This is a genomic window from Sorangiineae bacterium MSr11954 (genome assembly GCA_037157815.1).
Taxonomy (GTDB): Bacteria; Myxococcota_A; Polyangia; order Polyangiales; family Polyangiaceae; genus Pendulispora; species Pendulispora albinea.
Genome location: CP089984.1, coordinates 9,924,016 through 9,942,618, shown reverse-complemented (window position 1 = coordinate 9,942,618; position 18,603 = coordinate 9,924,016). Strand labels below are relative to the sequence as shown.

The window sequence follows — 18,603 nt, the reverse complement described above, 5'->3', positions numbered from 1 at the left end:
AAAGCGCCCTCGCCGTTAGCATGGCGCGGATAAAAAAAGAAAAGATGAGCGACCGAGACGCGAGAAAGACGAGTAGAGCGATGTGGGCAGGCGCGCTGATGCTGCTCGGGCTGACCGGCTGCGGAGCGTCTCCCGCGATGCGGGCGGCCGATCGCGGCGATTGGGCGGCGCTGCGGGCCCGAATTGCCGAGGCGCATCGGGCGGGAAAGCTCTCCAACGCCGACGCGACCGATCTGGCGCGCAGGGTGGCCAAGCGGGAGATCGCCTCGGCGCCGCCGAGCCAAGCGGTGGCCCGGGTCCACGACGTGAGCGGCTGCGCCCGGGAGCTCGACGGGGTCCTCTCTTCGCGCATGGACGTGCACGACGACGCCGGGGCCGAGGCCGCGCTGTCCCGAATCGACGCGGGGGAGCTCGGCGCCGGCGGCATGCGCTCGTTCACCTCGGACGCGAGCGACGCATGGCGCGCCGTCGGCGTGCGCGGGCTCACGCGGAAAAAAGATGCAGACGCAAGGATCGCCGCCATGCTCGACGGCAGCCCGCGCGTGCGCCGCTCGGCCATGCAGGCCTCCGCCGAGGCGGCATCGGACGGCGACATCGCCAACGTCGATCGCGAGGTGGAGCAGCTCGCGACCGCGGCCCGCGTCGATCCGCAGGGCATCGTGCGCTCGGAGGCCGTGCGCGCCCTCGCTCGGATCGGCGGCGAAAAGGTGGTCGCCAAGCTGCGCGATCTCTGGACCAACGGGGACGATGGGGTGCGCGAGGAAATCGCGGTCGCTTGGAGCCTGCCGAACGTCTATTCGCATGGCGGCGCGGCGCCGTTGCGTCTCTTGGTTGCCGCCGAGCACGGTCCCGGTGCCCTGGAGGCGGCGGCCGCAGCCGCCCGACGCAAAGACGTGGAGCCGCCGATCCGCGCTTCGTCGGTCGCGCTTCTGGCGCGCACCATCGCCAAGGGCTCCCGCCGCGATCGACTTCACGCGATGGCCATGGCGCCCACCTCCGAACCGGATATCCTGGATGCGTTTCGCCAATCGGCCAAAGGCGATGATCCCGAAATGGAGATAGCGGCAAACGCACGATTGCTGGAGAGCGCCCCCGACCGCGAGGTCGCCATCAAAGCCCTCGAGCTCCGCGCGCTGCCCGCGCAAGACGGCGCACCGGTCGACGTCCAACGCCAGCGGCTGGGCGGACGCGCCCGCTCGGCGCTGGCGATGGTCGGGCACGTGCGCGTTCAGGCGTGGATCGAGCGCGATTTGCAGTCGCCGGATCCATCGATGCGCCTATCGGCGGCGGCGGCCCTCGGGGCCTTGGGCCGCGCAGCGCGAGGGGCACCGCTCCTCGCCGATGCCGATCCCGAGGTGCGCACCCGGGCCGCGTGTACGCTGATCATGGCCTCTCGCCTCAAGTCGTCTATTCGTTGACGAACTACGAAGTGCCTCGTATGCCTTGCACATGAGCTCGATTCGAACTTCTGCGGGGTGCGCGCGCGCGCTCGTCCAAAAGCTCGCGCCGTTGGCCGTGCTCTCGATCGTCAGCGGTGTTTTTGGTACCGGCTGCTTCCGGGCGATCGCGACCAAGACCCAGATTTCGGCGACCCGTGAGGCGTCGGACGCCTTCAACACGATTGGCGATTACGAACTGGCGAAGAGCGCGGCGTCGGCCGGTTTGGTCCAATTCGAAGGGATGCACGTCCTCGCCCCCAGCAACGAGGACGCGCTCTTTCTCCTTTTGAAGGGCTGGGTCGGCTATGCCTTCGCCTTCCCCGAAGACGACTACGAAGCCGCCAGTGATGCCGGCGACGACGATTTGGCCGAGTACCACAAGAAGCGCACCCGCATGGCCTACGAGCGCGCCATCTTTTATGGGGTGGAGCTCCTCAAGGAGAGGGAGAGCGGCTTCGACGACGCCAAGAAGAACGACGCCGCCCTCCGCTCCTGGCTCGATAAAAGCTTCAGCTCCAAGGAAGACGCCGAAATCCTGTTTTGGCTCGGCTACGGGTGGCTCGGCCGCACCAACATCGCCAAAGACGATCCGGCCGTGGTCGCCGATCTCTTCGTGGCCGTGGCGCTGCTCGATCGAAGCCGCAAACTCGACCCCAACGTCATGCACCATGGCGCAGAGACGGCCATTGCCTCGTACCACGCGCGCTCGGCCGTCGCCGAGCTCGATCAGTCCAAGACCATGTTCGAGGACGTGCTGGCCAAAACGCAGCGCAAATCACTGGTGGTCCAGCTCAATTACGCGTCGCGTTACGCCTGCCTCAAAGGCGACCGTCCACTGTATGAAAAGCTCCTGAACGAGGTTCTGACGGCGGAGGATCCGGATCCGGGACAGCGATTGGCCAACACCGTGGCGAAACGCCGCGCCAAGCGATACCTGGGCAAGGCGCATATGACGGATTGTGGCTTCGATATGTCGACGCCGGCCGCCCCGAAGGCGAATCCTCCGTCCAAGACCTAAGGTCGTTTGCCTGCGTTGCGCTCTCTTCCTCGGCGGCGTGCGCGCGGGCGTGTATGAATGGAAGGGCCGTGGTCCCCGTCCATAGGAAACGTGCCGACCCGAAGGAGGTAGTGGATGCTTCGAAGATTGGTCGTAATGCTCGCGGTCATCACCGTCGTGACGTGTGCCCTGGGGGCAACGACGACGGCGCGAGCGGAAGTAACCCTCAAAATTGGGACTTTGGCCCCCAAAGAGTCCCCGTGGGGCAAGGTCTTTACCGTTTGGCAGAAGGGGTTCAAGGAGCGCACCGGCGGTGCGGCCGAGATCCAGTTCTTCTTCAACGGCACCCAAGGCGACGAGGCTGCAATGGTCGGAAAAATTCGGACCGGGCAGCTCGATGGGGCCGCGGTCACCGCCATCGGCCTCGGGCAGATTTACAAGCAAGTGTTGATCTTGCAGGTCCCCGGGCTCTTCTCCTCGTGGGAGAAGCTGGACGCGGCGCGCACCAAACTCAAGCCCACCATCGACGCCGAGTTCGAGAAGGCCGGCTTCAAGAACCTGGGCGAGGGCGACGTCGGGGTCGTGCACATCATGTCGAAGGGCTTCCCCGTTCGTGTGCCGGCCGATCTGAAGAAGCGCGGAACCTGTTACTTCCAGGGCGACCCCATCGTCCCCACGCTCTTCTCCTTAATTGGTGAGGTCACCCCGCGCGCGGTGCAAATTCCAGAGGTCACCGGCAATTTGACGTCTGGAGCCGTCAACGTCGTCATCAGCCCCTCGCTTGCAGCCGAGCAGCTCCAGTGGTCACCGCAATTGACCCACATCAATACGCTCACGTCGAGCTATGCCATTGGTGCGCTCGTCTTCTCCTCGGCCAAGGTCAAATCGCTGCCGGCCGACGTTCAAACCGCATTGCAAGAGACCGGCGCCATCACCGGCAAGGCGCTTACCAACAGCATCCGCGCGGCCGACAAGGCCGCATACGAGCGGCTCGCCGTGGGCAATCCGAAGGCCAATCCTCCGGTCCCCCCGCGCATGACGCCCTATTCGCCCACGGAAGCCGAAAAGGCCGAGTGGAACAAGCTGGCGAACGAGACCAAGAACAAGTTGAAAGGCAATCCCTTCGACGCGAGCCTCATGGCGCAGGTCGAAGCGGCGGGCAAATAATCCCACAAGGTCTCCGGCCGTCGAAAGAGCCCTATGCCATCTGGTGTGGGGCTCTTTCGTTTTGTGTTCTCGAACGCGATAAGCCGTTACGCTTCGTTCGATGGACGAGAAGAACGAAAAGAGAGATGGGGCGCTGCCCGAGGAGAAATCCGAGACCCCGTCCGAAGGCGATGCGCCTCGCCACGGCGGCGCCCGCGCGCACCTCGGCGACGGAGCCATCGCGAGCGATTCGGCCGAACTCGTTCCCGCAAATGTGGCTCACCCCGCACCGCCACCGGCGGTATCTCGCCAGGGCTGGGGCGCTCCGCTGGCGAAGCTCGACAAGGTGTGGACGCGATTCGAGTCGCGGCTCTGCGCGTGGGTGCTCGTCAGTGAGATCGTGGCGCTCTGTATCTGGATCTTCCTGAAGGGAATGGCCGCCGGATACGCGGGCGGCGAAGACAAATCCGGTCTGGTGCTGCGCGCTCTGGTGGGGGCGGTGGTGCTGGGGACCATCGCCCACAAAGCGCTGAAGCCCAAAAGCGACTCGGACACCGCCGCGCAGCGCCGCTATTCGATTGGCACCACGGCCGCGGTGGTCGCAGGGTTGGTGCTCTCGCGCGCCTGGGCCAACTGGGGCGCGGGCTACTGTTCGAATCTGCTCAATTGGATGCAATCGGCGTCCACCTTGACCCTCATCGGGGGCTTGCGCGGGGTGGCGACCCGCTTGACGTTGTGGCTCGCGCTGCTCGGCGCATCCTTGGCGACGGCGCAAGGAAAGCACATCAATGTCGATGTGGTGATGCGCTTTCTCACCCCCAAGCTGCGGGTGCCGGTCGCCGTTCTGGGGTGGCTCGCGGCCGCGCTCATGTGCTTCGCGGGCGTGTGGGGGTTCTTCGACAACATCGCCATCGTCGACTTCCACGCTCCGGTCGACAAGCCGTGCGAAAGCGATCCGCACAAAGACTGCGAGGTGCCCGCGGGCGAGCGGATCGCGCACGTGGAGCATGAGATCGGCCACGACTTCTTCCTCTTGGGTCGGCAGATCACGCTCGACGTCAAGAGCCTCCCCAAGGTGCTGGGCGGGACGAGCTACAACGCGTACCTCGGCGCGGAGGAGTGGAATACGTGGCTCGCGGGCTCCTCGTGGAAAGAGCATTATCCACCCGAGGCGGTCGACGCGATGCGCATGACCGAGGGGACGCGGGCGCCCATCATCGGCATTCCGGGCGCGGCCGACAGCGCGCAGGATCTTTTGGTGAAGGACATCAACTTCATTTTCCCATTCGGTCTGGCGATGATCGGGCTGCGCTTCATTTTGCGCGCGCTCTTGGCGCTGAGCGGTCATGTGCGGGTCGATCCCGACGCCGCGCACGGGGAGGAAGAGGTCGAGGGCGTGCAGCTCGAGAAGCACGGTTTGGCTCCTGCCAGCGCGAGCGCGGGTAAGGAGCTGTCGTCATGAGCGCGCAGGTGAGCCCGCAGATGCAGCCCAAGGCCGCGACGGGGGCGAAGGTCGGTCTCTCGCTGGTGGCGGCGTTCGTCCTGGTGGTGGGATGGGCGGGCGGAGTGGTGGCCGCGTTGGTGGTGGCGCTCGCCCTCCTCGGCACACCGCTGTTCGCCATCATGGGCGGCGCGAGCGAGATCGCGTGGCTCCTGCACCGCGACGCGGCCTACCATCACCTCCGCTACATCGCACCCACGGTGCTCGACGAGCGCTTCGCGGGCTCGCCGATCTTGGTGACGATCCCGCTCTTCACCTTCGTCGGCTACGTGATGGCCGAGTCGAAGACCCCGGACCGCATCGTTCGCGCGTCGAGCGCGTTCTTCGGGTGGATGCCCGGCGGTCTGGCCATCGTGTGCATCGTCGCCAGCGCGTTCTTCACGACATTGACGGGCGGCAGCGGTGTGACCATCGTGGCCATCGGCGGGCTCCTGTACCCGGCGCTGCGCAAGCAAGGCTATTCGGACGCCTTCGCGCTGGGGCTGGTGACCACCGGCGGCTCCTTGGGGCTCTTGTTGCCGCCGTCGCTGCCGATCTTGGTGTACTCGCTGGTGGCGGGCATCGACTTCAACAAGACGTTCAAAGCGGGGCTTTTGCCCGGCGTGCTCGTGATGATCATGCTGGGCGTCTACGCGGCCTACGTGGGTCTTCGCGAAAAGGTGAAGCTCTCGAAGCTGGACGGGCGCGAGATGCTCGCGGCGCTTTGGCTGCTCAAATGGGAGCTCCTCATCCCGGTGATCATCCTGGGTGGTCTGGCGACCGGCCTCACGTCGCTCGACGAGAGCGCGGGGCTAGCCGCGCTGTACACGCTCGGGATCGAAGTTTACATCTACAAGGACCTTTCGCTGAAGAAGGACCTTCCGCGGATCGCGAAATCATCGATGGCGCTGGCCGGGGCGGTGATTTTGATTTTGGCGATGGCCAATGCGCTGATCAATTACGTGATTCAAGAGCACATTCCGAATCAGGTGCTCGAGTTCATGGTGCATTTGGGGCTGACGCAGACGTGGCAGTTCCTGATCGTGCTGAACGTGTTCTTGTTGGTGCTGGGCATGCTGATGGACGGCTTCAGCGCCATCCTGGTGGCCGTTCCGCTGATTTTGCCCTTCGCGGCGCGCTTCACCTTGGGGCCGTTCCACATGGCGATGATCTTTCTCCTCAATCTGGAGATCGCCTATTGCTGCCCGCCGCTCGGGCTCAATCTATTCATCTCGAGCTTTCGATTCAATCGACCGGTGGTCGATCTGTACAAAATCGTGCTGCCGTTCGCCGGCATCCTGGCGCTGGCGCTCGTGATGGTGAGCTACATCCCCGTCCTCAGCGACGTCACCATCCGCGGCGACATCCGCGCCGCCCGCGAAACCGCCGCCCGCGTGAACTCGCCGCCGCGCGAAGCGTGGCTCTTGGAGTGCGTGCAAGAGGACCGCACGAACCCGCTGCCTTGCACCGAGGAAGAGCGCCGGAAGTGGCCCGGCGGGCAGGTCGCTGCGCCCGTTGCAACGACGCCCGAGGCGCAGGCGCCGGCTCCTACGGCCGAAGCCGGAGAAGATGCGGAGGATGCGGAGCTGCTTCGGCAGATGATGGGCGGTGGCGGTGATGGTGGCAGTGGGGCTGCACCTGCGGCGCCTCCGTCGTCGGCGGAGGGGGCGGGGAGCGGGGAGATCAACGAGGAAGAGTTGTTGCGGCAGATGCAGGGAGGAACGGACGGGGGCTGACGGGTAGCTGGAGACGAGAGGGCCGCGTGGCGCCGGCCCATGGGTGGGGTGATGCGCAATCTTTACGATCAATTTGCGAAGGAGCTGGTGCAGACGGCGCTGTCGCCGTCGTGTGCCGTGCAGACGGAGGTGGAGGTCGCGGCGGAGGTGCAGGCCATCGATGCGTGGATCGAGCCGGATCCTTCGCGCTCGGCGCTTCGCGCCCAGGCGGGGCTGCTCGGTGCGATGGCCGATGTGCCGTGTCTTTTCGAGCCCTACCACGACACGCCGGGCGTGGCGGCGATTCGCGACTGCCTTCAGAAGCAACTGGCACTGCATGCGCGGCAACGCCGGGAATCGCGGCGCGAGCAGACGGTGCAACCGTCGTTTCCGCTCTTGTGGGTCGTGTCGACGGGTCGCCCGGAGGCCGTACTGTCTGGGTACGAGCTTCGAGCGTTGGTGGGGTGGCCAACGGGCTGCTACACGGCGGCCCCGGCGCTGGGATTGCAGTTGATCGTGGTTCGCGAGCTACCTCGAACGCGCGAGACGCTGTTGGTCCGTCTGATGGGCGCAGGCGATGTCCTGCGGCACGCCATCGCGGACTTGCGCGTTTTGCCTGTGGACGCTTGGGAACGGGAGGTGGCGCTGCCCGCCCTGACCGTATTCCGGTTGACGCCCATGGATCCCGAGGACCAGACTTCCATTGAACGTGAGGTCGCGATGGATGTGATGAAGCTGTTCAACGAGATGCGCAAGCGTGACGTGGAGAGCGCACGAATCGACGCGAGTGGGGACGAGCACGCGATCCGATTGGATGAGTTAGCTCGGTTGTTTGCGAAGAAGCTTGGCCGCGCTCTGGCCGAGGAAGAACTCGCCACCTTACGAGAACGCTTGGACCAGTTTGGGTGGTCCTACATCGAGGACGCCATACTCGAGCTGGATCGCGCCGCGCTGGGCAAGTGGTTCGGCGCGTCGATGTAGTCTGCGTACGAGCGCGCTCGCGAAGCTACAGCCGAATCTTCTTCCACGCCCCCGCGCGGAACTTGAGCGTCATCACGACGGCTGCGAGGCCCGCGTAGATGCAGGCGGCCATCCAGATGCCGAGGAGGCCCAGGTGCAGAACGATGCCGAGCACGTAGGAGACGGGTAGGAGGCAGAAGAAGACGAGCAGGAACTGAGCGACGGCCACGAATTTGGGGTTGCCCGCGCCGAAGAGGGCTTCGCTCAGGATCATCGCCACCGCGATGATCGGGGTCATGATGCCCATCATCCGCATGGGGAGCATGGCCGCCTCGCGCACGGCGGGGGAGTGGCTGAGGAAGTGGAGCAGCTGCGGCGTGAAGAGGGCGCCCTCGCAGAGGCCGATGAGGCCGAAGAGGACCAGCCCTAGACGAACGCTCGCCCAGCCAAAGGCCGACGCGTCGTCGGGACGGCGGGCGCCGAGGGATTGCCCGACGAGGGTGGCGGTCGCGGTGCCGAACGCGATGCAGGCCGTGAAGGTCAGCTTCAGGATCGCCACGATGTCGGTGGTGGCTGCCCCGTTGACGGCTTCGGTGATGGCGCCCGCGGCGCCGGCGTCGGTTTCATCGAGCTTGCCCACCACCTTCGAGAAGAGCGCGAAGCCGCCCATCATGATGATGTTCGCCAGCGCGGCCGGGATGGACAGCTTGAGGATGTCCCAATTCAGCTTGGCCGAGAGATCCGAGCGGTGGAAAGGCTTGAAATCGTTTCGGATTTGGCGGGTGAACCAGAGCATGATGAACAGCCCGATCCACGTCGCCAAGAAGGCGCCGAGCCCCGCGCCCGGGGCGCCCATGCGCGGGGCTCCGAGCTTGCCAAAGATGAACATCCAGCAGAAAAGAACGTTGAACACGTTCATGACGAGCGCCGCCACCAAGTGAACGTACGTTCGGCCGATGCCGTCGAAGAACGACTTGACGGCCATGGTGGTCGCCATCGAGATGACCCCGAGCAACCGCCAGCGCGCATACGCGGTCGCGGTCGTTAGAACTCCTTGATTTTTCAGCATAAAACCAAGGATGTGCGGGATGGCCAGGTAGCCGGCGACGGTAAAAATCGCGCCCATGGCCACGCAGAAGAACGTGGCGTTGGTGAGCACGGCGCCCGCGCCGCGGTGATCGCCCTCGGCGAAGCGGCGGGCGGCGAGGGCCTGCGTTCCCACGCTGAGCGCGCTCAGGGAGCCTCCAAAGAGCCACACGATGATGAGCGATGGAAACAGCGCCGCTTGGCCGTTGGAGCTCTCGGGGTGCGGCAGGTGCGCGAAGAAAAAGACGTCGATCTCGTTGACGAAGCTCTGGGAGAGCATCGCGAAGACGGTGGGCATCGCGAGCCACAAGATCGTCTTGTAGCGATTCGCGTCGAAGTCGATCGTGGTGGTCGTGACTTGCGAAATCGGGGCGGTCGCCATGCTGCGCCGGTGCTCTTAGCACGCTCGGGCACGAGTCGCGGAATTCGGCTCCGCTTACTCGAGATAGTCCCGAGATCGTTGCCGGACGGCCTCGGGCCGTCGCCATCATGTGCGGCGTCCGGGGTGATGTAAGGTTGACAAGCAGGGCGGGGCGGGGCTAACCCCCCAAGGTATGACTCTTTCCCGCTCGCAATCCACCCACGAGAAGATGCGCACACCGCGTTCTGCGATGTTCCGTATGTTCGCGTGGACTTCGCTGGTGGTCGTCTGCGTCTTCGTCGGGTGCGCCGGTCCCAAATGGCCCAACTGCGAAAACGATGACCATTGCAACGCCGAGGGGCACAAGGGTGTCTGCCTCAATGGAAAATGCGTCGACTGTCGCGATGACAAAGCGTGCTCCACCGGTCAGAAGTGCGAATCCGGCCAGTGCGTCGCCGTCGTCGGCTACTGCGACGAGAAAACGGCATGCCCCGGCGGTGCGCCGTGCGTAAAAAATCGCTGCGGCGATAAGGTTGCCTCCGAGGTCCGCGAGTGCAGCGACGACAAGCCCTGCCCGCAGGGTTCGCGTTGCGAAAATGGCCACTGCGTGAAGCCGCCCCAAGGTGGTCCCGGGTGCAGCGAGTTCCCCGCGCCCAAGTTCGACTTCGAGCAGTCCACCCTGCGCGAGGCCAGCAAGCAAACCCTCCAACGCCTGGTGGGCTGCCTCACCACCGGTACGCTCAAGAGCTCGCGCGTGCTGCTCACGGGTCATTGTGACAACCGCGGCGAGTACGAGTTCAACATGAGCCTTGGCGCCGAGCGCGCCGAGGTGATCAAGAGCTTCCTCTCCGCCGCTGGAGTCGGGACCGATCGCATTGCCACGTCGTCGCGTGGAAAGCTCGACGCCGTCGGCACCGACGAGGCGGGATATGAGAATGACCGTCGCGTCGACATCGAAATTCGCTGAGCGCACCAAGCGTCGCCCTTTGCTCACCCCCGTTCTTTGGACGGGGGTGGCGGCGGTCGTTCTCCTGACCGCAGGCTGCGGCGTGTTCGTGCGTCAGAAGGATTACGACGCGGAGGTGGCGCGGGTCGATGCGCTCAACAAGACCATCGAGCAGCAGAAACAGGAGATGGCCACCTTGCGCGCCGATCTCGATGCCACCCGCGAGCGCTTGGACAATGCCACCCGGGCGTACGCCGACAAGGGGGAGGACATCGTCGCGCAGCGCAATCGGGTGAACACCTTGGCGGGGCAGCTCGACGAGCGCACGCGTGCCGTGGAGGATTTGCGCAAGGAGGTCGGCTCCGTGCGCGACGAGGTGAATGCGCGGTTGGACGAGCTCAAGCGCGCCCAGGAAGTGCAGCCCACCAAGCCCCCGCCCGTGACCATCCCGGCCGACAAGGCGCAGCACCATGCGGCGACCGAGGCGGCGTATGCGCAGAAAGACTGGGGGCTCACCCGAACCCTCGGGCGGGAGTATGTGTCGCGCTACCCCACGGACGACAAGACGGACGATGTCCTCTATTTGATGGGCGACGCCGATCTGCAAGAGGGCCGGCCGGCGACCGCGTTGGGCGAGTTCAATCGCGTGTTGAAGCTCAACCCGAAGTCGAACGTGCTCGATAAAACGCTGTACGCGATGGGGCAGGCGTACCTCACGCTCCACGACTGCGAGGACGCGAAGCTCGCGTTCCAGTCGTGCGTGAACCGTTACCCCAAGCAGAAGATCGGGATCGACGCCAAGCAGCAGCTGGCGCGCATCGCGCAGAAGCCCGCGGGGCTCTGCGCGCCGCAGTAGTCCGGCGCCGGCCACACCCGCGGGACCCCATGGCCGCGGGGCGCCGAAAACTTGGCCGAATCGACGGCGCTCCGTACCGTCCGGCTCATGGCCGAGCAACCCATGGTCGAGCGTCCCTCGAAGGCCCCCGTTTCGAGCGGATTTTCTGCGGCCGCTCCCTCGGATGGGGCGATGGCGGTGCCGCGCGTTTTCGGACGCCTGCTCCTGATGAAGTTGCTCGCCCGCGGCGGCATGGGCGACGTCTACCTGGCCGCGACCACCGGGATCGAAGGGGCCGAGCGGCCTTGCGTGGTCAAGACGGTGCGGCGCGATCACATCCACGATGGATCGTTCTTGGCGCGCTTCCTCGACGAGGCGCGCGTGCAGTCGCAGCTCAATCACCCGGGCGTGGCGCAGGTCCTCGAGGCGTCGACGGATGAATCGGGCGAGCCGTACACGTTGGTGGAGTACGTCGAGGGGCGGTCCTTGGCCGATGTGCGGCAGCGCGCCATCCAGCTCGGCGCGCGCATCGGCTGGCCGGAGGCGCTGGCGATGGCCATCGAAATGGCGCACGCCCTCGCCCACGTGCACGAGCGCGCCGGCAGCGACGGAACGCCGCTCGGCATCGTGCACCGCGATCTGAGCCCGCAGAACGTGATGATCGGCTACGCCGGCGAGGTGAAGCTGATCGACTTCGGCACCGCGCGCGGTCACAACCGGCGCTGCCACACTGTGGCGGGCGTCGTCTTCGCCAAGCCGGGGTACGTGGCGCCGGAGGTGGCGCGGCAGCAGGTCGGCGACGGGCGCATCGACGTTTATGCGCTCGGCATCATGCTCTGGGAGCTCTGCGCCGGGCGCCGTTTTCTCACGCAGGACCCGCAGAAGCACTTGGAGGACGCCGCCGCGAACAAAGTGGTCGTCCCCAAGATCGCCGAGGAGATCGGCGCGCCCGCGGAGCTCGACGACGTCATCGCCAAGCTGACGGCCAACGATCCCGACGATCGCTACGCCTCCGCGGGCTTCGCCGCCCACGATCTCGGAAAGATCCTCTCCATGGCCCCCGCGGCGAAGCTCGGTGAGCGCGGCGTGCGGGCGCGTGTGCAAGCGCTCATGAAGGTGCTCTGGCCCAGCGAGCCGGCCCGCTCGCGCGCGGAGTTCGCGAAGCTGCTCAAGGGCGCGCGCTCGATGCAGAAGGAGACGACGACGCCCGCCGCCGGCGTGGTCGCCGAGCAGGTGCGCGCGCACATGAACGACGACGCCTCCAGCTTGCCCGGCACGCCGTACCGCCTGGTGCGCAAGATCGGCGAAGGGTCGAGCGGCACCGTGTTCGAGGCGGAGCACGTGGAGCTCGGGCGCAAGCTCGCCATCAAGGTGCTGGCCGCCGAGCATGCGTCGTCCAAAGATGCGATCGAGCGCTCCCGCCGCGAGGCGCGCGCGGTGGCCGCGCTCTCGCACCCGAACCTGTGCTTGCTCTACGATTTCGGGCGCGCGCTCGATGGTCGCGTGTTCCTCGCGATGGAGCTGCTCGAGGGCGAGACCTTGGAGCGCCGTCTCTCACGCATGCGCGGCATGGACTGGCGCGAGGCCGTGGAGCTCGCCATCGAGGTGACACGCGCCCTCGAGGCCGCGCACACCGCCAACTTGGTGCACCGCGATCTCAAGCCGGCGAACCTGTTTCTCCTCGACACGCCCACGGCCAACACCGAGCGCACGGGGCTCACCCCCGTGCACGCGAGCCCCCGCACCGAGCGGCAAGCGGCGCGGCTGAAATTGCTCGACTTCGGCGTGGCCATGGCCCTCAGCGACGTGGACGCGCACGATGAAAAGCGCAGCCAAGGCTTCGCCATCTTCGGAACGCCCGAGTACATGTCGCCCGAGCAGGTGGCCGGCGATCCGATCGACGGGCGCTGCGATCTGTATGCGCTCGGGTGCGTGCTCTACGAGCTGGTGACGGGGAGCGCGCCGTTCGAAGGTCGATCGAGCGTGCTCGTGATGGGCAAGCAGCTGCGCGAGGTCCCCGAGCCGCCGCGCGTGCGCGCGCCCCATCGCGGCATCCCGGAGGCGCTGGAGAACGTCATCATGACGGCGCTGGCGAAATCGGCCGACAATCGGTTCGCCAACGCCGCGGCCATGCGCGAGGCCCTCGAGGCGAGCCTGGTGGTGCCGGCCCCGCGCCGCAATGTGCGGCGCATCGCCTCGCGCGCGCTCGCCGCCGTTGCGTTTGCCGCGGTGGCCATCGTCGGGGGTCGCGCGTTGACCGAGAGCCGCTTGGTCCCATCGCCCTACGCAGAGGTCGCTCCAATCTCGTTGGGCGCGTCGGGCGCGTCGGGCGCGTCGGTCACGCCGGGCGCCGCATTGCCCGCGAACGCCAAGGTACCCGCGGCGCTGGCCGCGTCCGATCCCCGAGCATCCACCGCGCCGGTCCCCGTTCCTCCGGCCGCCGCGGTGGTCGCCGCGAAAGATGACGTTCCGGAGACGGATTCGCGGCGAACACTGGACCGCACCCCCGATCGCCGCCTTTTGGAGGCGCGCGCGTACGCCAAAACGCACATGGGCGATGCGTCCGCGCTAAAAGCGTGGGCGACGGCCGCCATGCGCGCGGGCGACCTTCGCGACGCCCGGAGGGCCGCGGAAGCGTGGGCCTTGCGGGATGGGACCGCGGAACCCCGCATTTTTCTGGCGACGGTGCTGGATGGTACGGGACACCGGGCCGATGCGCTTGCCGTGCTCGAGGAGGTGCTGGAAAATCATCCGGATTCCGTCGAGGCTAGACGCCTGCACGCCCGCTTCGGCGTGCCGCTCGGTCCGGATGGTAATTCGTCGCGCACCTCCATCGCCCGCCGCTGATCTGGTATAGCGGCGGGAACATGCCCCGCCGGACGGATATAAAGAAGATCCTGCTCCTGGGCGCGGGACCGATCGTGATCGGCCAAGCCTGCGAATTCGATTATTCGGGGACGCAGGGGGCCAAAGCGCTCGTGGAAGAGGGGTACGAGGTCGTCCTCGTCAACTCCAACCCCGCGACCATCATGACCGATCCCGAGCTCGCCTCGCGCACCTACATCGAGCCCCTCGAGTTGCGCACGGTCGCGGCCATTCTGGCCCGCGAAAAGCCGGACGCCATCTTGCCAACCCTCGGCGGCCAGACCGCCTTGAACCTCGCCCTCCAGCTTCACGAAGAGGGGATTTTGCGCGAGCTCGGCGTCGAGATGCTCGGCGCCAAGCCCGCGTCGATCGCCAAAGCGGAAGATCGCTCGCTCTTCAAAGAGGCGATGGAGAAGATTGGCCTCAGCTGCCCGCGCGCCGAGGTCGCGAAATCGGTCGAGCAGGCGCGCGACATCGTCACGCGCACGGGCTTCCCCGCCATCTTGCGCCCCTCGTTCACCCTCGGCGGTACGGGCGGCGGCATCGCGTACGATCCGAGCGAGCTCGATGAAAAGGTCGCCTGGGCGCTCGCGCAGTCGCCCACGGCCGAGGTGCTCATTGAGGAGAGCGTGCTCGGTTGGAAGGAGTACGAGCTCGAAGTCATCCGCGACGTGGCCGACAACTTCATCGTGGTCTGCTCGATCGAGAACATCGACCCGATGGGCGTGCACACCGGCGACTCGATCACCGTCGCCCCGGCCATGACCCTGACCGATCGCGAGTACCAACGCCTGCGCGACGCGGCCCGCGCCGTGATGACCGAAATCGGCGTGGAGACCGGCGGCTCGAACGTGCAGTTCGCCGTGAGCCCGTACGACGGGCGCGTGCTCGTCATCGAGATGAACCCGCGCGTGTCGCGCTCCAGCGCGCTCGCCTCCAAGGCCACCGGCTACCCCATCGCCAAGGTCGCCGCCAAGCTGGCCGTCGGCTATCGGCTGGACGAGCTCACGAACGACATCACGCGCACCAGCGCGGCGTTCGAGCCGGTCATCGACTACGTGGTGGTGAAGTGGCCGCGCTTCGCCTTCGAGAAGTTCCCGGGCGCCGACACCACCTTGGGCACGCAGATGAAGAGCGTGGGCGAGGTGATGAGCATCGGCCGCACCTTCCCGGAGGCCCTGCAGAAGGCGGGTCGCTCGCTCGAGACGGGCAAAGACGGGCTCTCGTCGCTCATCGGCAAGGTCGATTACCGCGCGCTGGCCGAGCCGAAAAAGACGCGCGATCTCATCATGGACGCCCCCGAGATCGACGTGCGGCCGAGCGCGCTCCCGCCGTCCAACTCGTCCGAGCAGCTCGAGGCGCTGCGGCGCCTGGTCGGCGTCCCGAGCCCCGAGCGCCTCTTCTATGTGGGCGACGCCATGCGCCTCGGCATGAGCAACGAGGAGCTCTTCACGATCACCAAGATCGACCCTTGGTTCCTCGCGCAGATGCGGCGCATCATCGACACCGAGCGCGAGATCGCCCGGCTGGGCAAGGCGGCGCTCGAGCCCGAGTCCCTGCGCCACTTCAAGCGCCTCGGCTTCTCCGACCGGCAGATCGCCTCGCAGATCGGCGGCGACGAGCAGGCGGTGCGCGCCGCGCGCGGGCGCGAGAAGGTCACCCCCGTGTTCTCGCGGGTGGACACCTGCTCCGCGGAGTTCGTCGCCCACACGCCCTACCTCTACTCGACGTACGACACGGAGAGCGAGTCGGGCGCGGATTCGGCCAAGAAGCGCAAGGTCGTGATCCTGGGCGGCGGGCCCAATCGCATCGGGCAGGGCATCGAGTTCGACTACTGCTGCGTGCACGCGGTCCAAGCGGTGCGCTCGCTCGGGTACGAGGCGGTGATGGTCAACTGCAACCCCGAAACCGTGTCGACCGACTACGACACGTCGGACCGCCTCTACTTCGAGCCGCTCACCTTGGAAGACGTGCTCGCGATCTGCGACGAGGAGAAGCCCGAGGGGGTCATCGTGCAGTTCGGCGGCCAGACGCCGCTCAAGCTCGCGGTGCCGCTCGAGCGCGCCGGCATCCGCCTCTTGGGCACCAGCGCCGACGCCATCGACCGCGCCGAAGACCGCGCGCGCTTCGACGAGCTCTTGACCAAGCTGGCCCTCAAGCGCCCCCGCAGCGGCATCGCGGAGGGCGCGGAGGACGCGCTGCGCATCGCGGACCAAATCGGCTACCCGGTGCTGGTGCGACCCAGCTACGTGCTCGGCGGCCGCGCCATGCTCATCGCGTACACCCACGGCGAGCTCGAAAATTACGTTCACCGCGCCGTCGAGGCCGCGCGGGACGCGGGCACGCGCACCCTCTTGATCGACGAGTTCCTCAAGGACGCCATCGAGGTCGACGTCGACTGCGTGGCCGACGGAAAGCGCGCCGTCATCGGCGGCGTGATGCAGCACATCGAGGAGGCGGGGGTTCACTCCGGCGACTCGTCGTCGGTGCTCCCGCCGCACTCGCTGAGCCCCGAGATCGTGCTCTCCATCGAGGAGCAAACGCGCATGCTGGCGCTGGAGCTCGGGGTGGTGGGCCTGATGAACGTGCAGTTCGCCGTCAAGGGCGGCGAGGTGTACGTGCTCGAGGTGAACCCGCGCGCGAGCCGCACGGTCCCCTTCGTCTCCAAGGCCACGGGCCGTCCGCTGGCGCGCATCGCGGCCAGCGTCATGGTCGGCAAGACCCTGGACGAGCTGGGCGTCGAGGACGCGATCGTGCCGCGGCACGTCTCGGTGAAGGAGAGCGTCTTCCCGTTCACCAAGTTCCCCGGGGTCGACACCATCCTCGGCCCGGAGATGCGCTCCACCGGCGAGGTGATGGGCATCGCCGACACCTTCGCGCGCGCGTTCTGCAAGAGCATGCTGGCCGTGGGGCAAGCGGTTCTCTTGAAGGACGAGCCGCGCGGGCAGCAGCGCGCCTTCATCAGCGTGCGCGACGAGGACAAGCCGGTCGCCTGCATCATCGCCCGCCGCCTGCGCGCGATGGGCTTCGAAATCTCCGCCACCCGCGGCACCGCCGCCGCCCTTTCGCGCGCGCGCATCCCCGCGCAAGTCGTGAACAAGGTGGTCGAGGGCACGCCCCACGTGGTCGACGCCATCCGCAGCGGCAATGTCGCCATCGTCATCAACACGACGATGGGCGCTCAAGAAGTGCGCGATAGCTTCTCCCTCCGGCGGCAAACGTTGCTCATGAACATCCCGTACTTCACGACCATCGCCGCCGCCCTCGCGGCGTGCGACGCCATCGAGGCGAGCCACGGGGTGCGCCAGAGCGTGAAGTCGCTGCAGGAGTGGACGAGCTAGAGCGGCCGCGCCGGGACGCACGCGATGGCCCAAATGGTCGCCCGCGAGGGCGACCTTTGGCTCATTGCTGCGCGCGCATCCGCGAGGTGCTGGGCGATATCGATGCCGTCAAACGTCAGCTCGGCGTGGGAGCCGATTCGGTCGGATAAGGGCCGCCCGCCGAGGCTCCCAAGGTCACCCGCATGGGCACCACGGGACCGGCGGCGAAGAAGTCGCGGTACATCTTGCCGAAGAGGTGCAGGTTGACGGGCCGTGCGCCCTCGATGCGCTCGAAGGTCGCGCGCTCCCGCAGCAAGGTGAACACGGCCGGTCGCCCGAACGAGAAGAGATGGACGATGCCGTTGGCCAGGGCGTGCTGCTGGACATGGTGGAAGAGCATGACGCGCACGAGCCGCGATACGAGCTCGCTGCGCCGGAACTCCGGCGCGACGATGAGGCGGGACACCTCGGCGGAGGGTTCGCGGTAGCGGCGGCGGAGATCGTAGAGGAGCAGGGTCGGGAGGTCCGGGGAGCCGTAAATGAGGCGCACATAGCCCGCGATCCGGCCGGATTCGTGGAAGCAGGCGATGTGCGCCGAGCGCAGATCGTAGCTGTCTTGCTCCACCGGCAAGGTGTCGTCGGAGTCGGCGCCGAGGCCCATGTCCACGCGGTAAACGTCGTGGCGGACGCGGAAGAGGGCGTCTCGTTCCGCCGGATCCACCACGCAGCGGACGTGGAAGGTGCCGACGGTGCGGGGGATGGTGAGCGCCTCGGGGGTGACGAAGGATGGCGCCTGCGTGGCGAGGGCGAGGTTCACGATGGATCCTGTGCGGAGCGCGCGAGGATGGCCCGCAAGGTGGCGCGGAGCAGCTCGGCGGAGTTTTTGCAATTGGTTTGCACCAGACTTTGCAGCTCGGCGGGCAAGGTGGCCAGGGTGGCGAAGGCCTTGGGCAGGTGATCCTCGTCGGCGTTCGAGTGCATCTTGAGGAAGGAGACGGCGTGCTCGCCAAAGGCGGCGCTCGCGCGCTCCAGGCCTTCGCGTCCGCATAGTACGCTGACGCCCTCGAGCAAAATGATGTAGCCGAAGAGCGCCGTGGGGTGGACGTGCTCGATCAGGTAATATTGCGTCTGATAGAGCGCGGCGGTGGGGGCCAGCTCCGAAAAATCCTCGACGCGCATACCCAGGTGGCGGAGATCGCGCTCGGCGTAGAGGTGATGGCCGTTCTCCTCGCGCGCGTGCTCGAGGAGCCTTCGGTGCTGGGGCTCGTTCCCGGTACCCAGCCGGGAGGCGGCCAGGGCGAGCAGGCGCGTGGAGTGGGAGACCCAGTAATAGGCTTGGGCCATGAAGTCGCCGTAGGCGCGGCGTTGGTGGATGGGAAAGGCGAGCAGCTCCGCGTTCAGCGGGGCGGCCAGATCGAGGTACCAGGGTTCGATGGGGGTCATGATGCTCGTG

The 18,603-nt window shown here is 66.7% G+C and carries 13 protein-coding genes and 1 pseudogene; 10 read left to right on the top strand and 4 right to left on the bottom strand.

Annotation, left to right across the window (positions count from 1 at the left end; translation table 11 throughout):
• Positions 1-80 precede the first annotated feature (80 nt).
• The 4 genes from LZC94_38795 to LZC94_38780 all read left to right on the top strand — a co-directional run bounded on the left by LZC94_38795 (position 81) and on the right by LZC94_38780 (position 5,044).
• The gene (locus tag LZC94_38795) at positions 81-1,418 is read left to right on the top strand and encodes a HEAT repeat domain-containing protein (GenBank protein WXB13770.1); all 1,338 of its coding nucleotides are present in this window, start codon (positions 81-83) and stop codon (positions 1,416-1,418) included.
• 31 nt (positions 1,419-1,449) lie between these two features.
• Positions 1,450-2,457 carry a TRAP transporter TatT component family protein gene (locus LZC94_38790; GenBank protein WXB13769.1) on the top strand — a complete coding sequence of 336 codons (1,008 nt, stop codon included), beginning with the start codon at positions 1,450-1,452 and terminating at the stop codon, positions 2,455-2,457.
• Positions 2,458-2,571: 114 nt separating this feature from the next.
• On the top strand, positions 2,572-3,603 hold the full coding sequence (dctP, locus tag LZC94_38785; protein WXB13768.1) for a TRAP transporter substrate-binding protein DctP: 1,032 nt from the start codon (positions 2,572-2,574) through the stop codon (positions 3,601-3,603).
• Positions 3,604-3,703: 100 nt separating this feature from the next.
• Positions 3,704-5,044 (top strand): TRAP transporter small permease, encoded by a 1,341-nt coding sequence (locus LZC94_38780; GenBank protein WXB13767.1) that lies wholly within the window; start codon positions 3,704-3,706, stop codon positions 5,042-5,044.
• Between the two features lie 24 nt (positions 5,045-5,068).
• On the opposite strand, the pseudogene LZC94_38775 reads toward LZC94_38780, so the two are convergent.
• Positions 5,069-5,164, bottom strand: a pseudogene (locus tag LZC94_38775) (polymer-forming cytoskeletal protein).
• 41 nt (positions 5,165-5,205) lie between these two features.
• On the opposite strand from LZC94_38775, the gene LZC94_38770 reads away from it, so the two are divergent.
• Together LZC94_38770 and LZC94_38765 are read left to right on the top strand one after the other, a co-directional pair.
• Positions 5,206-6,798: a TRAP transporter large permease gene (locus LZC94_38770; protein ID WXB20302.1), complete on the top strand. Its 1,593-nt coding sequence runs from the start codon at positions 5,206-5,208 to the stop codon at positions 6,796-6,798.
• 87 nt (positions 6,799-6,885) lie between these two features.
• Entirely contained in the window at positions 6,886-7,758 is an 873-nt protein-coding gene (locus LZC94_38765) for a hypothetical protein (GenBank protein ID WXB13766.1), read from the top strand.
• A 25-nt stretch (positions 7,759-7,783) separates the two neighbouring features.
• Here LZC94_38765 and LZC94_38760 read toward each other — a convergent pair whose 3' ends face one another.
• The gene (locus tag LZC94_38760) at positions 7,784-9,205 is read right to left on the bottom strand and encodes an MATE family efflux transporter (GenBank protein WXB13765.1); all 1,422 of its coding nucleotides are present in this window, start codon (positions 9,203-9,205) and stop codon (positions 7,784-7,786) included.
• A gap of 229 nt (positions 9,206-9,434) precedes the next feature.
• Between LZC94_38760 and LZC94_38755 the strand changes: the two genes are divergently transcribed.
• From LZC94_38755 to carB, 4 genes are all read left to right on the top strand, one after another.
• A complete protein-coding gene (locus LZC94_38755; GenBank protein ID WXB13764.1) occupies positions 9,435-10,151 on the top strand; it encodes an OmpA family protein in 717 nt (238 codons plus the stop codon).
• A complete protein-coding gene (locus tag LZC94_38750; GenBank protein WXB13763.1) occupies positions 10,114-10,986 on the top strand; it encodes a tetratricopeptide repeat protein in 873 nt (290 codons plus the stop codon). The genes LZC94_38755 and LZC94_38750 overlap by 38 nt, the downstream gene beginning before the upstream one ends.
• Before the next feature lie 87 nt (positions 10,987-11,073).
• Positions 11,074-13,812 (top strand): protein kinase, encoded by a 2,739-nt coding sequence (locus LZC94_38745; GenBank protein WXB13762.1) that lies wholly within the window; start codon positions 11,074-11,076, stop codon positions 13,810-13,812.
• Positions 13,813-13,832: 20 nt separating this feature from the next.
• On the top strand, positions 13,833-17,171 hold the full coding sequence (gene carB / locus LZC94_38740) for a carbamoyl-phosphate synthase large subunit (protein WXB13761.1): 3,339 nt from the start codon (positions 13,833-13,835) through the stop codon (positions 17,169-17,171).
• Positions 17,172-17,286: 115 nt separating this feature from the next.
• Here carB and LZC94_38735 read toward each other — a convergent pair whose 3' ends face one another.
• Positions 17,287-17,967, bottom strand: a complete 681-nt coding sequence (locus LZC94_38735; protein ID WXB13760.1) for a GNAT family N-acetyltransferase — start codon at positions 17,965-17,967, stop codon at positions 17,287-17,289.
• On the bottom strand, positions 17,964-18,593 hold the full coding sequence (locus LZC94_38730; GenBank protein ID WXB13759.1) for an iron-containing redox enzyme family protein: 630 nt from the start codon (positions 18,591-18,593) through the stop codon (positions 17,964-17,966). Before LZC94_38730 ends, LZC94_38735 begins: the two co-directional genes overlap by 4 nt.
• Positions 18,594-18,603: the final 10 nt, after the last annotated feature.